At 65.5% G+C, this 13,667-nt stretch carries 12 protein-coding genes and 2 tRNA genes; 11 read left to right on the forward strand and 3 right to left on the reverse strand.

Features of this window, described 5'->3' with window-relative positions; genetic code table 11:
• Window positions 1-12: 12 nt before the first annotated feature.
• Together gltX and DAD99_RS16495 are read left to right on the forward strand one after the other, a co-directional pair.
• Window positions 13-1,527, forward strand: a complete 1,515-nt coding sequence (gene gltX, locus DAD99_RS16490; RefSeq protein ID WP_193342395.1) for a glutamate--tRNA ligase — start codon at window positions 13-15, stop codon at window positions 1,525-1,527.
• Entirely contained in the window at window positions 1,527-2,264 is a 738-nt protein-coding gene (locus DAD99_RS16495) for an HAD family hydrolase (protein WP_193342396.1), read from the forward strand. Before gltX ends, DAD99_RS16495 begins: the two co-directional genes overlap by 1 nt.
• A 92-nt stretch (window positions 2,265-2,356) precedes the next feature.
• On the opposite strand, the gene DAD99_RS16500 is transcribed toward DAD99_RS16495, so the two are convergent.
• Window positions 2,357-2,794, reverse strand: a complete 438-nt coding sequence (locus DAD99_RS16500; protein ID WP_227008142.1) for a hypothetical protein — start codon at window positions 2,792-2,794, stop codon at window positions 2,357-2,359.
• A gap of 230 nt (window positions 2,795-3,024) precedes the next feature.
• On the opposite strand from DAD99_RS16500, the gene DAD99_RS16505 reads away from it, so the two are divergent.
• From DAD99_RS16505 to DAD99_RS16520, 4 genes are all read left to right on the forward strand, one after another.
• Window positions 3,025-3,096: transfer RNA gene (locus DAD99_RS16505), tRNA-Gln, on the forward strand.
• Between the two features lie 144 nt (window positions 3,097-3,240).
• Window positions 3,241-3,316 (forward strand) — tRNA-Glu (locus DAD99_RS16510).
• A 163-nt stretch (window positions 3,317-3,479) separates the two neighbouring features.
• The gene (locus tag DAD99_RS16515) at window positions 3,480-5,249 is read left to right on the forward strand and encodes a dynamin family protein (RefSeq protein WP_193342397.1); all 1,770 of its coding nucleotides are present in this window, start codon (window positions 3,480-3,482) and stop codon (window positions 5,247-5,249) included.
• Window positions 5,246-6,862 carry a GTPase gene (locus DAD99_RS16520; RefSeq protein WP_193342398.1) on the forward strand — a complete coding sequence of 539 codons (1,617 nt, stop codon included), beginning with the start codon at window positions 5,246-5,248 and terminating at the stop codon, window positions 6,860-6,862. Before DAD99_RS16515 ends, DAD99_RS16520 begins: the two co-directional genes overlap by 4 nt.
• A gap of 6 nt (window positions 6,863-6,868) precedes the next feature.
• Here DAD99_RS16520 and DAD99_RS16525 read toward each other — a convergent pair whose 3' ends face one another.
• Together DAD99_RS16525 and DAD99_RS16530 are read right to left on the reverse strand one after the other, a co-directional pair.
• On the reverse strand, window positions 6,869-7,408 hold the full coding sequence (locus DAD99_RS16525; protein ID WP_193342399.1) for a DUF1697 domain-containing protein: 540 nt from the start codon (window positions 7,406-7,408) through the stop codon (window positions 6,869-6,871).
• A gap of 47 nt (window positions 7,409-7,455) precedes the next feature.
• Window positions 7,456-8,175, reverse strand: a complete 720-nt coding sequence (locus tag DAD99_RS16530; protein ID WP_193342400.1) for an IclR family transcriptional regulator — start codon at window positions 8,173-8,175, stop codon at window positions 7,456-7,458.
• Window positions 8,176-8,288: 113 nt separating this feature from the next.
• On the opposite strand from DAD99_RS16530, the gene leuC reads away from it, so the two are divergent.
• The 5 genes from leuC to DAD99_RS16555 all read left to right on the forward strand — a co-directional run bounded on the left by leuC (window position 8,289) and on the right by DAD99_RS16555 (window position 13,666).
• Window positions 8,289-9,743: a 3-isopropylmalate dehydratase large subunit gene (gene leuC / locus DAD99_RS16535; protein ID WP_185260851.1), complete on the forward strand. Its 1,455-nt coding sequence runs from the start codon at window positions 8,289-8,291 to the stop codon at window positions 9,741-9,743.
• Window positions 9,744-9,752: 9 nt separating this feature from the next.
• Window positions 9,753-10,355 carry a 3-isopropylmalate dehydratase small subunit gene (gene leuD, locus DAD99_RS16540; RefSeq protein ID WP_185260850.1) on the forward strand — a complete coding sequence of 201 codons (603 nt, stop codon included), beginning with the start codon at window positions 9,753-9,755 and terminating at the stop codon, window positions 10,353-10,355.
• Window positions 10,356-10,513: 158 nt separating this feature from the next.
• A complete protein-coding gene (murA, locus tag DAD99_RS16545) occupies window positions 10,514-11,839 on the forward strand; it encodes a UDP-N-acetylglucosamine 1-carboxyvinyltransferase (protein WP_193342401.1) in 1,326 nt (441 codons plus the stop codon).
• 10 nt (window positions 11,840-11,849) lie between these two features.
• Window positions 11,850-12,617: a 1-acyl-sn-glycerol-3-phosphate acyltransferase gene (locus DAD99_RS16550; RefSeq protein ID WP_185260848.1), complete on the forward strand. Its 768-nt coding sequence runs from the start codon at window positions 11,850-11,852 to the stop codon at window positions 12,615-12,617.
• Window positions 12,617-13,666: an NAD(P)H-dependent glycerol-3-phosphate dehydrogenase gene (locus DAD99_RS16555; RefSeq protein ID WP_193342402.1), complete on the forward strand. Its 1,050-nt coding sequence runs from the start codon at window positions 12,617-12,619 to the stop codon at window positions 13,664-13,666. The genes DAD99_RS16550 and DAD99_RS16555 overlap by 1 nt, the downstream gene beginning before the upstream one ends.
• Window position 13,667 lies beyond the last annotated feature (1 nt).

Here is a 13,667-nt window from a genome sequence, read left to right on the forward strand (position 1 = left end):
GTTGGAACCACTATGACTACTGCCTCCGAGCTGAACCCTGCCGCCATCCCGTCCGTCACCGCCGAAACCCCGGTCCGGGTGCGGTTCTGCCCGTCACCGACGGGCACTCCGCACGTGGGCCTGATCCGGACGGCGCTGTTCAATTGGGCCTACGCCCGGCACACCAAGGGCACCCTGGTCTTCCGCATCGAGGACACGGACTCGGCGCGCGACAGCGAGGAAAGCTACCACCAGCTGCTGGACGCGCTGAAGTGGTTGGGCATCACCTGGGACGAAGGAGTCGAGGTGGGCGGCCCGCACGAGCCGTACCGCCAGTCCCAACGCAGCGATATCTACCAGGATGTCATCGCACGGCTGAAGGCCGGGGGCCACATTTACGAGTCCTACTCCACACCGGCTGAAATCGAAGCCCGCCACCGTGCGGCATCCCGCGACCCCAAGCTGGGGTATGACGGGTTTGACCGGCACATCACCGACGAACAGCTGGCCCAGTACAAGGCAGAAGGCCGCCAGGCCGTGCTGCGCCTGCGGATGCCGGACGAGGACCTCACCTTCAAGGACCTCGTCCGCGGCGAGATCACGTTCAAGGCAGGCTCCGTGCCGGACTTCGCGGTGGTCCGTGCCAACGGCGCGCCGTTGTACACGCTGGTGAACCCGGTGGACGATGCCCTGATGGGAATCACCCACGTGCTGCGCGGCGAAGACCTGCTCAGCTCCACGCCCCGCCAGATCGCCCTGTACCGCGCCCTCTACGCCATTGGCGTGGCCGAGTACATGCCCGAGTTCGGCCACCTTCCCTATGTCATGGGCCAGGGCAACAAGAAGCTCTCCAAGCGCGACCCCGAATCCAGCCTGTTCCTGCACCGCGAACGCGGCTTTATCCCCGAGGGCCTGCTGAACTACCTGTCCCTCCTGGGCTGGTCGCTGAGCGCCGACGAGGACATCTTCACCGTCAAGCAGCTCGTGGAGCATTTCGACATCCACGATGTGCTGGCCAACCCGGCACGTTTTGACCTGAAGAAGGCAGAGGCGATCAACGGCACGCACGTCCGGCTGCTTGAGGCCGCCGATTTCCGTGCGCGCATGGTGCCGTACCTCCGGGCCGCGGACCTGGTAGGGGAGATCCTCACCGACCGGGAGGAAGAGATCCTCACCGAGGCCGCTCCCCTCGTCCAGGAGCGGATCACCCTGCTGGGGGAGGCCCCGGAGATGCTCGCCTTCCTGTTCAAGGCCGACGACGCGATTGACGTCGCAGACGACGCCCGCAAGGGCCTGCCCGCCAACCTGACCGAAGTACTTGACGCCGCACTGGCGGCCCTTGAGCCTGTTCAGGACTGGAACCCGGAGGAGATCCAGGCGGCCCTGAAGCAGGCGCTCGTGGAGGACCTCGGGCTGAAGCCGCGGCTGGCCTTCGGTCCTGTGCGCACAGCCATCTCCGGGCGCCGGATCTCCCCGCCGCTCTTCGAATCCATGGTGATCCTGGGCAAGGACTCGTCCCTGAGCCGGCTCCGCACCTTTCGCGGCTGATGTCCGCCACCGGCACCACCGCTGACGGAGTCCTGAAGACGCGCTTCGGGACCATCCGGGGCGTCCTGTTCGACATCGACGACACCCTCGTGGACCTCGAATACGCCATGACCACAGCCCTGCGCGAGGTCAGCGAACATCTCCTGCCCGGTCTGGACCAGACCTCGTGGGAGCGTTTCGGCAGGATCTTCACGCACGAGACCACCCACTATTACGACAGGTACCTGGCGGGGGAGTTGACCTTCAATGACCAGCGCCTCCTGCGGGGGCGCGCCGCTCTGGGGCACTTCGGGGTGGAACTTGCCGACGGCGAAGAAGCGCACGGGTGGCTCTCGGCCTACAGCCGGCTGCAGCCCAGCTATGTGCGGGCCTTTGAGGACGTGCTGCCGCTCCTGGATCACCTGGACGCGGCCGGCATCCCCTATGGTGCCGTAAGCAACAACGTGCACGACTACCAACGGGCCAAGCTCGACAGTGCCGGCTTGGAACGCGTCATGCGCCTCGTTGGGACCGACACCGTAGGGGTAGCCAAGCCTGAGCCAGCCATCTACCTCGAAGGCGTCCGCCTGTTGGGGATCGCGCCGGCGGAGACCCTCTATGTGGGGGACAACAGGCTGCTGGACGCTGAAGGTTCGACGGCGGCGGGCCTGATCGGCATCTGGCTCAACAGGGTGGGGGAGCCTGCGCCGGATTTCTCCGGTCACGAGGTCACCTCGCTATCGCAGCTGCTGGGCTGAGTGGCCTTTTACTCCGCAGACTGCAGCCTTCGCCTGTTCCACGGCACGACGTAGATGCTTGCGGATCCGAACAAAAGCACAGCAACCAAGGCCTAGGGCAACGGTGGTATGCGATTTTCCCACCGTGTTGGTGGGTAAATGGCCGCGCTGGAGTACCGGGTATCCCTGCCGTCCGCAGTCCGGGCGTTGCCATCAGCAAGTTTCGAGGCCCCGGTCGCCAACGCTTGGGTACCGAGCAACACGCCAGGATTGTTGGGATCGCGGCTGTTGAGCTTTTCACCCAGCGTGGCGAAGCCGGCGGTCAGGCGCCCTGTTCGGGCGTGTAATTGTGACGCCCCCTGATCGAGCCTGCCGGCGCCGGCAGTCAGATGGGTTACCCCGGCGTCGAGCTTGTGGGCGCCAGCAGTGATCTTGTACACGCCCGGCGCGGTCGTTGAGTTGTTCAGCGACCGCTGAAGCCTGCCCAGCGCCGTCCAGGAGTTTGGCCGGTCCGTCTGCGATCCTGCCGGTGACCGGGGTGTAAAACCCAAGCAAAGCAATAAGCAATAGGGCCAGGACAGCTATGGCGAGCTGCTGTGCCCGGACTCGGGCCTTGATGGGCGCGCCGGCATAAACTTACTCCGGGGATATGGCGAGGGCTTCGGCACCCAAACGGTCAGCGCCGATTTGTGCCAGCCCAAAGTCTCGGGTAAAGTAATTTCTCGTGCTGAGGCGCACGGAGCGCGGCTTGAAGCCTGAAACTCCGGCCCGAAAGTATCATTGGGATATGGTGTAATTGGCAACACTACGGTTTCTGGTACCGTCATTCTAGGTTCGAGTCCTGGTATCCCAGCTCTGTTTGGTCGCAGGCTAACCGCGGCAAATCAGTGGTTTCTGATCAGTTCGCCGATTTGAAACAGGCGCTGAGTGTATGAAATACTCACTTAGCAAGACCGGCCAAGCGCCGGTTGGAAGTGAAAACTTCCTGGAAGTACGCGGCCCCATCGTATAGCGGCCTAGTACGCTGCCCTCTCACGGCGGTAACGCGGGTTCGAATCCCGCTGGGGTCACCAAGGAACGGTCCCGGGCATCAGCCCGGGGCCGTTTTTCGTTGTGGAACCGGGCAATGCCGGTAACAGGACAAAAACCGGGACCCGGTCGAAATGCTGTCCCAACTGGCATGATGATGCTGTGACCTCCTCAGACGGGCTTCGTCCCACGCAGCCTCCGCAGCCCATGCGCGCACCGAAAACGCAGGCTGGCCCGCCCAACCCGACGCCTGCTCCGGCCGTGGCCTTGCTCGAGGCGGTACGTGAGGACCTTTCCGCGGTGCTGTTGCCGCTTGCCCTTGCGGACGTCGAACAGGCACGCCAGGACACGCGGAACGCCGTTGCCCAGCTGGATGACTACATCCTGCCGCGGTACCGCAGCCTGGACGCACCGCTGCTTGCCGTCGTTGGAGGTTCCACCGGTGCCGGCAAGTCAACGCTGGTGAACGCGCTGGTGGGACATCCGGTCACTCGATCCGGCGCCATCAGGCCCACCACCCGGCAGCCCATTCTGCTGCACCACCCGGCCGATGCCGGCTGGTTCGAGGGCCACCGAGTGCTGCCCACCCTCAACCGGATCCGGGGCACAGTCTCCACGGACCCCGTCCCGGCCAGCCGGGCCGGCGCAACACCCGATGCAGAGGCCATTTCCTCCCTGGTACTGGTATCGGACCAGGCTGTGCCGCAGGGGATCGCGCTGCTTGATGCTCCCGACGTCGACTCCATTTCCGACGACAACCGCAGGCTGGCCGGACAGTTACTGGCTGCCGCCGACCTCTGGGTTTTTGTGACCACCGCCAACCGCTACGCGGATGCGGTCCCGTGGAAGCTGCTGCTGGACGCGTCTTCGCGGGACATTATGGTGGCCGTGGTCCTGGACCGTGTGCCGGCGGAGGCGGAAGTCGAAGTCAGCGCCGATCTCCGTGCGTTGCTGCAAAAAGAAGGGCTCGGCGATGCCGGACTGTTCATTGTGCCGGAGACTGACCTGGACCATCTCGGCATGCTGCCAACGAACGCGGTGGAGCCGCTACGGCGCTGGCTGCAGGACCTTGCAGCCGACGCCGCCGGTCGGTCCGAAATTGCCCGCCGTACGCTCAACGGAACGGTGAAGGCGTTGGCCGGGCGGGTCGGCACGGTGGCGCACGCGGTCCACGGACAGGAGCGGGCCGCGGCCACGCTCCGCGCAGACGCTGAAGCTGCCTATCGCAGCGCCGGAACCCGGATCCTGGACGCAACAAAGGACGGCGCCCTCCTCCGCGGGGAAGTACTGGCGCGCTGGCAGGATTTCGTTGGAACCGGGGAATTCTTCCGGGCGCTGGAACAGAACATCGGACGGCTGCGGGACCGGGTGGGAGCCTTCTTCCGGGGGGAGCCGACGCCTGCCGTCCGGGTTGAGGCCGCCATCGAAACGGGGTTGCAGGCGGTCATCCTCGACGAGGCCGCCAACGCCGGCGAGGAAACTGACCAGCGCTGGCGCTCGGACCCGGCCGGCCGCGAGCTTCTGGGGACGGACGATCTGTCCGGCACCAGCCCAGGTTTCGCCGAGGTGGCCGCAGCGGAGATCCGGGCCTGGCAGGCGGGCTTGATGGAACTGATCCGCACGGAAGGGCAAGGCAAGCGGACGCAGGCGAGATGGCTTTCCTTCGGGATCAACGGGCTGGGTGCCGCCCTGATGATCGTGGTATTTTCCATGACCGCCGGCCTCACCGGGCTGGAGATTGGTGTGGCGGGCGGTACCGCCGTCGTCGGCCAACGACTTCTGGAGGCAGTATTCGGTGAAGACGCTGTCCGCCGGCTCGCGCAGACGGCGCGGGATGACCTCCACGCCCGTTGCCAGCGGCTGCTGCAGGCAGAGCAGCAGAAGTTCCTCCAACGCCTGCCGGAGGGCGGCGCGGACACGGGCCGTATCCTGACGGATCATGCCGCTGCCCTGGCCCGGCTGGCGGACAAGGCATGAGCCGCCACAGCGTCGCCCGTGAAGCGTCGCAGCTGGACCGCAGGCTCCAAGCTCTCAACGATGCCCGCGAACTCGCCGAAGGCGTGCTGCCGGATGCCGCACTTGAGGAGGTGTTCCGGCTCCTCGAACGCGCTAGTTCCCGGCGGTCGCTTTCGGCTGATCACACCGTTGTTGGCTTCTTCGGTGCCACCGGCAGCGGCAAGTCGTCACTCTTCAACGCGGTCAGCGGCGCTGAAATCGCGACGGCTGCCGCCCGCCGGCCCACAACGTCGGAACCGTTGGCAGGTGTCTGGGGCGCGGACGGCAGCGAGCCGCTGCTGGACTGGCTTGAGGTGCGCAACCGCCATCATGCCGAGCCCGTGGCCGGCTTCGCGGACGAGGGCACGGGACTGATCCTGCTGGACCTGCCTGACTTCGATTCCACCAGGGCCGCGAACCGCGCGATCGTGGAGCGCATGGTTGGAATGGTTGATGTCCTGGTCTGGGTCCTGGATCCGCAAAAGTACGCCGACGCGGCGGTCCACAATGATTTCCTCACGCCCCTGGCCGCGCATGGAGCTGTAACCCTGGTGGTCCTTAATCAGGTGGACCGCTTGCCCGAACGGGACGTGCAGCCTGTGCTCGAGTCGTTAAAAGGGATCCTTACCCGCGACGGGCTGGGCAAGGTTCAGGTGCTGGGCGCATCCGCCCTGAAGGGCACCGGCGTGGACAAAGTCAGGGGCGCCATCCGCGGTGTTGTGGTGCAGCGCCAGGCACTTTCGCAGCGGCTGGCCGCGGACGTTTCGCGGGCCTCCGGGCAGCTCCGTGAAGCCGCCGGTGCTGGGGAAGCCGCCGGTGTCAGGCCGGCGTCGAAATCCCGCCTCACCGATGAGCTGGCAACGGCCGCCAACGTGCCCGTGGTGGTGGATGCAGTTGCGCGGTCCTACCGGATCGAGTCGACGCGCCGCACGGGGTGGCCGGTTACGCGGTGGCTGGTGCGGTTCCGGCCCGATCCGCTCCGCCGGCTCAATCTGAGAAGTTCTTCTCCGTCTCAACTTAACCGGACGTCGCTCCCGGCAGCGGGGGCTCCGGAACGCGCCCGGACGGATGCTGCTGTCCGTGAGTTTGCGGACGCGGCGAGTGCGGGAGCACCCGGACCGTGGCGTGCGGCAATCCGGGGTGCTGCCCGGGAAGGGCGGGAGGCGTTACCGGATGCCTTGGACCAGGCCATCGCGGGAACAGACGTGCTGGCGTCCCGGAAGTCCTGGTGGTGGGGGGTGTTCAATGTGGCCCAGTGGCTCGCGCTGCTGACCGTTCTGGGCGGCCTGGGCTGGCTTGGCGTGCTGGGAGGGCTCGGCTATCTCCAACTGCCCGTCCCCGAGGTTCCGAAGGTGGAAGGCTGGCCGGCGCCGACGCTGATGATTGCCGGCGGCGTGGCGCTGGGGATCTTCCTGGCGCTGACCGGTAAGTACATTGGGGCAGGAGCCGCGAGGGCGCGCGCAGCCAGGGCAAGGAAGCGACTGAGGGCAGCGGTGGGCGAGGTTGCCTGGGACTTCGTGGTGGAGCCGGTGGAAGTAGAGGTCAGCAGGCTCGCGTCCTTCAACGCGGCCCTGAAGTCTGCGGCCGGAAACTAAAGGCCGCTACGCCAGGTCGGTCGCGGCATCCCTGACCTTGATCAGCGTCCGCAGGTTCCGGGTGGTTGTGGTTGCCTTGAATTTTGTCTTCGACGAGATCTTGCTGAACGGGCTGTCCAGCGTCCCGCCAGCAGGGGCCAGCCAGGCCAGCGCTTCCGGGCCGAGGCGTTTCTGTTCAGTTCCGTCAAGGGCTGCGCCGGCCGCGTCCAGCTCATCGAGCATGGCGGTGTCTGAGGCCAGTGTGATGTAGGTGTGCGTTGCCTTGTCGTCAGAGGGGTAAGGGCAGGCCGCCACGAGCCCGGAGAGCCGCTGGGCGGTCAAAACCACCACCCAGGCGTCGTAGCCGAACGTGTCACGCAGGCACTGCTCAAATGTCCGTTTGACGGCGGCAGGATCCTCGTCGCTGGCAAGCACCACGTTGCCGCTGGCCAGCAGGGTCTTGACTTCCGCGAACCCCTGCGATGCGAGGGCGTTCTTGAGGTCAGCCATCTTGATGTTGATCCCGCCGACGTTTATACCGCGGAGGAAGACTGCGTAGCTGTTCATGCCGACAGCCTAGCTGTGGGTGGCCATGCCTGGACGGAGGCGGGACTTCAGTCGGTGCTCTTGCGCAGGGCCTCGGTGAGGAGGCGCGCGGCGTTGCAGACCACCTCGGCGTGGAGGCGGCCCGGCTGGCGGGTGAGCCGCTCGATGGGGCCGGAGATCGAGACGGCGGCGATGACGCGTCCGGACGGTCCCCGGACGGGGGCCGAGACTGAGGCGACCCCGGGCTCGCGTTCGCCGAGGCTCTGGCCCCAGCCCCGCCGTCGTACGCCTGCCAGCACGGTGGGCGTGAACCGGGCGGCCTGCAGCCCCTCAAGGAGCCGGTCGTGGTCTTCCCAGGCGAGCAGCACCTGGGCGGCGGAGCCGGCCTTCATGGAAAGTTTGGTGCCCACGGGGATGGTGTCACGCAGGCCGATGGGCCGTTCTGCGGAGGCCACGCAAAGACGCCATTCGCCCTGGCGGCGGAAGATCTGGGAGCTTTCGCCGGTGGCGTCGCGCAGCTGCATCAGGACCGGGCCTGCGGAAGCGATGAGGCGGTCCTCGCCGGCGGCGGAGGCGAGCTCCACCAGGCGGCTGCCGAGGACAAACCTGCCCTGGATATCGCGGCTCACCAGCCGGTGATGGATCAGGGCCAGGGCAAGCCTGTGCACAGTGGGCCGTGCCAGGCCTGTGGCGGCCACCAGCTGTGCCAGCGTGGTCGGTCCGGCCTCCAATGCATCAAGCACATGTGCCGCTTTATCAATGACACCGACTCCACTAGAATTGTCCATGTAATGATATTGCCGTCTCATTATCTGAGATGCAAATCTTTGGGCTGGCACATATTGCAGCCCTGCTGGTTCAGTGGAACCAAACAGCCAAACAGCAGTGAAGGGAGATGGCCGTGGCAAAGACACTGGCCGAGAAAGTCTGGGACGCACATGTGGTGCGCAAAGGCGACGGCGAAGGAGTAAACGCCCAGCCGGACCTCCTCTTCATTGACCTTCACCTTGTCCATGAGGTGACGTCTCCACAGGCGTTCGAGGGCCTGCGCCTGGCTGGCCGCAAGCTGCGCCGCCCGGACCTCACGATCGCCACGGAGGACCACAACACTCCCACGCTGGACATCCACAAACCCATCGCCGATCTCACCAGCCGCACGCAGATTCAGACGCTGCGCAACAACTGCGCGGAGTTCGGCGTCCGCCTGCACTCGCTCGGCGACGCGGAACAGGGCATCGTGCACGTTGTTGGCCCGCAGCTGGGCCTCACCCAGCCTGGCATGACCGTTGTCTGCGGCGACTCCCACACGTCCACCCATGGCGCGTTCGGTGCCCTTGCGATGGGCATCGGCACGTCCGAGGTGGAGCACGTCATGGCCACCCAGACGCTGTCCCTGAAGCCGTTCAAGACCATGGCCATCAACGTTGAAGGCACCCTGCGCCCGGGCGTCACCGCCAAGGACATCATCCTGGCCGTGATTGCCAAGATCGGTACCGGCGGAGGCCAGGGCTACGTCCTGGAATACCGCGGTTCCGCCATCCGCGCGTTGTCCATGGATGCCCGGATGACCATCTGCAACATGTCCATCGAAGCCGGTGCCCGCGCCGGCCTGGTGGCCCCGGACCAGATCACGTACGACTACATGGATGGCCGCCCGCATGCGCCACAGGGTGCGGACTGGGATGCCGCCGTCGCGTACTGGAACACGCTGAGGACCGACGACGACGCGACGTTCGATGTCGAGGTGGACCTGGATGCCGACACGCTGGAGCCGTTTGTCACCTGGGGCACGAACCCGGGCCAGGGCGTTTCGCTTTCTTCCAAGGTGCCGTCCCCGGAGGACTTCGGCGACGAAAACGCCAAGGCTGCCGCCGAACGCGCCCTGCAGTACATGGGACTGACCGCCGGTACACCCATGAAGGACATCCGCGTGGACACGGTCTTCCTGGGCTCCTGCACCAACTCACGCATGGAGGACCTCCGCGCCGCCGCGGACATCATCCGTGGCCGCCAGAAGGACCCCAACATCCGGATGCTGGTGGTACCCGGTTCGGCGCGCGTGCGGCTCGAAGCAGAGGCCGAAGGCCTGGACAAGGTCTTTAAGGACTTCGGCGCCGAGTGGCGCTTCGCCGGCTGCTCAATGTGCCTGGGCATGAACCCGGACCAGCTGGAGGTGGGGGAGCGCTGCGCCTCGACCTCAAACCGCAACTTCGAAGGCCGTCAAGGCAAGGGCGGCCGCACCCACCTGGTTTCTCCGGTGGTGGCAGCGGCCACGGCCATTCGCGGCACCCTGAGTTCGCCGTCGGACCTCGATCCTGCTCCCGAGTCCGCCGCCATCCGCACCAACGCAGCCTAGGAGGCCGCCATGGAAAAGTTCACTACCCACACGGGCATCGGCGTCCCGCTGCGCCAGAGCAACGTTGACACGGACCAGATCATCCCCGCGGTCTACCTCAAGCGGATCACCCGTACCGGCTTCGAGGACGCCCTGTTCTCCGCCTGGCGCAAGGACCCGGCCTTCATCCTGAACCAGGCGCCGTTCAACGCCGGCTCCGTCCTGGTGGCGGGCCCGGATTTTGGCACCGGGTCGTCCCGTGAACACGCTGTCTGGGCCCTCAAAGACTACGGCTTCAAGACCGTCCTGTCGTCCCGTTTCGCCGATATATTCCGCGGCAACTCCGGCAAGCAGGGGCTGCTGGCCGCCGAGCTCGCCCAGGACGATATAGAGCTGATCTGGAAGGAACTGGAAAACGCCCCGGGCACCGAAGTTACCGTTGACCTGCCGTCCAAGACCGTCAGCTGCGGCAGTATCGTGGCGCCTTTTGAAATCGACGATTACACCCGCTGGCGCCTCCTGGAGGGCCTGGACGATATTGGCCTGACGCTCCAGCACGAAGAGGACATCACCGCCTTCGAGGCCACCCGTCTGGCCTTCATGCCCAAGACCCTTCCAGCCCGCCTTTCCTGAGCCGGAGCCTGGAATTTCCAGCCCCGGACGGAGCCGCCTCCGCGGCGCCGCGCCGGAGGCTTTCGGCGCCCGTATTTCGGTTCGGTAACGCAACCTCCTATGCTTAGCTGGAGCCTTTGCAAGGATTTTGGGGCGAGTAATCGTAAGGAAACCGGTTTATGAGTAGTGTTCTGACAATCCGCGGCGGAGTCCCGCTTACAGGCCGCGTCAGCGTCCGGGGGGCCAAAAACCTTGTTCCGAAGGCCATGGTGGCAGCATTGCTGGGCAACGAGCCGTCGGTGTTGCGGAACGTTCCGGAGATCAAGGATGTCGAGGTTGTCACCTCGCTCCTGAAGCTGCACGGAGTCACAGTGGTCAAGGATCCCGTCAGCGGCGACCTCACCCTGGATCCGAAGGGGGCAAAAACCGCCCCGAGCACTGCGATCGATGCCCACGCCGGTGATTCACGGATCCCCATCCTGCTCTGCGGACCCCTGATCCATGCGATCGGTGAGGCTTTCATTCCGGACCTTGGCGGCTGCAAGATCGGTGACCGGCCCATCGACTACCATCTCAACGTGCTCCGCCAGTTCGGGGCCGTGGTGGAGAAGCGCCCAGGCGGCATCCATATCTCCGCGCCCAAGGGCCTGCACGGAGCCAAGATCAATCTGCCGTATCCCTCGGTCGGCGCCACGGAACAGGTGCTGCTCAGCGCCACCCGCGCCGAAGGGATCACCGAGCTTTCCGGCGCCGCCACCGAGCCTGAGATCATCGACCTCATTGCCGTGCTGCAGAAGATGGGCGCCATCATCAGCGTCCAGACCGACCGGACCATCCGCATTGAAGGCGTCCGTGACCTGGGCGGTTATAACCACCGCGCCCTTTCGGACCGCAACGAATCGGCGTCGTGGGCCTCCGCGGCGCTGGTGACCCGCGGTGACATTTTCGTTGAAGGCGCCTCGCAGCGGGACATGATGACGTTCCTGAACACCTACCGGAAGGTGGGCGGCGGCATGGACATCGGCGAGGACGGCATCCGCTTCTACCACCGCGGCGGCAAGCTCAACCCTTTGGTCCTGGAAACGGACGTGCACCCCGGCTTTATGACCGACTGGCAGCAGCCGCTCGTGGTGGCGCTGACCCAGGCCGAAGGCGTATCAATCGTCCATGAAACCGTCTACGAAAACAGGTTTGGCTTCACGGATGCGCTTATCCGGATGGGCGCCAGCATCCAGGTTCACCGCGAGTGCCTGGGGAGTGTGCCGTGCCGCTTCGGCCAGCGCAACTTCCTCCACTCCGCCGTCATCTCCGGCCCCACCCAGCTCAAAGGCACCGACATCGACGTACCGGACCTGCGCGGCGGCTTCAGCCACCTGATCGCGGCGCTGGCCGCTTCCGGCACGTCGCGCGTGACCGGGATCGACATCATCAACCGCGGCTACGAGCGTTTCACCGAAAAGCTGTCCGGCCTCGGCGCCGACTTCGACATCACCTCGACAAAGTAGCGGTGGGTACGTGAAGGAAACGGCCAAGAGCCAGGCCACATTCGTTGTGGTCGCAGCCATAGTGCGCACGGTGCTGAACGCAATGATGAACAAGAAGTGGGAAGGCCTCGAGAACCTCCCCGCCGGCGGATTTATTGCCGCGCCCAACCACTGCACGGAAATCGATCCGCTGATCGTGGGGCATATTCTCTACAACCAGAAGCGCGCTCCGCACTTCCTGGCCAAGGCCGGACTCTTCAAGGTTCCGGTGCTGGGCGCGGTCCTGCGTGCCACCCGGCAAATCCCGGTGGAACGCTCGACGGCGGGAGCGAACCGCTCGCTGCAGCTTGCCCAGGAGATTGTGGCGGACGGCGGTGCCATCATCATTTACCCCGAAGGTACGCTCACACGCGATCCCGCCATGTGGCCGATGAAGGGCCACACTGGTGCCGCCCGTCTTGCGTTGGAAGGCGGCATTCCCGTGGTTCCGATCGCTCACTGGGGCGCACATGAGGTGTTCCCGCGCTATGCGAAGCGGTTCCACCTTTTCCCTCGCAAGACGTCCAGGGTGATGGTGGGCAAGCCCGTGGATCTGAGCCAGTACGCGGACCGGCCACTGGATAAAGCAACGCTCACCGCGGCTACGGAGACGATCATGGACGCAGTGACCGGTTTGTTGGCCGGTATCCGCGGGGAGGAGCCTCCCGCTGAACGCTGGGACCCGTCCAAGCACAAACAGGCCACGCACGGCCGCTTCGTTGAGCCGGGAAATCCTGACGACGCTGCGGATGCCACCTGATGGCGGACGGAACACGTCAGGGTTCGGCCCGCTCTGTCGCCGTCCTGGGCGCCGGTTCCTGGGGGACCACATTCGCCAAGATTCTCGCCGACGCGGCCGGCGCAGCGGGGGAAGAACGTAGCATCCGGATTTGGGGCCGGCGCAGCGAAGTGGTGGAACAAATCAATAGCTCCCACCGCAACGTCCAGTACCTGAAGGACACCGAACTGCCGCCCTGCATCTCAGCGTCCACGGACGTCCGTGCCGTGCTGGCGGGCGCGGACCTGGTGGTCCTCGCTGTTCCTGCCCAGTCACTGCGCCTCCAGCTCCGTGAATGGAAGCCGCTGATTGCTTCTGACGCCGTGGTGGTGTCCCTGATGAAGGGCCTGGAACTCGGCACCGACGCTCGGATGAGCGAGGTTATCAGCGAAGAACTGGGGATTCCCGCGGACCGCATCGCCGTGGTTTCCGGCCCCAACCTGGCCATGGAGATCGCCCGCGAGGAACCCACGGCCTCCGTAGTGGCCTGTACCGACGCGGCTGCCGCAGGCTGGATCGCGAGGAGCTGCACCGCACCGTACTTCCGTCCCTACACCACGGCGGACGTGGTCGGCGTGGAAATCGGCGGCATCGTCAAGAACGTTATCGCGTTGGCCGTGGGCATCTGTGAAGGTAAACAGATGGGGGACAATACCAAGGCCTCCGTGATCACCCGGGGCCTGGCCGAAACGTCAAGGCTCGCGCTTGCCCTTGGTGGCGAGGCCCGGACCATGGCAGGGCTGGCCGGCCTGGGGGACCTGGTGGCAACGTGTTCCTCACCGCTGTCACGAAACCATACGGCCGGCCGGATGCTGGGCCAGGGACTTACCCTCGAGCAATTGGCCCAGCAGATGACCCAAACAGCCGAAGGCATCAAATCCGGCCAGGCTGTCCACGAACTTGCCGGGAAGCTGGGTGTCGAAATGCCCATTACAGCCGCCGTCGTAGCAGTCCTGGCCGGCAAACTGTCCGTTGACCAACTGGGGCCGCTGCTGCTGGCCCGGGACCTGAAACCCGAAGGCGATTACTGAC

This window comes from Pseudarthrobacter sp. AB1 (genome assembly GCF_014926485.1).
GTDB lineage: Bacteria > Actinomycetota > Actinomycetes > Actinomycetales > Micrococcaceae > Arthrobacter.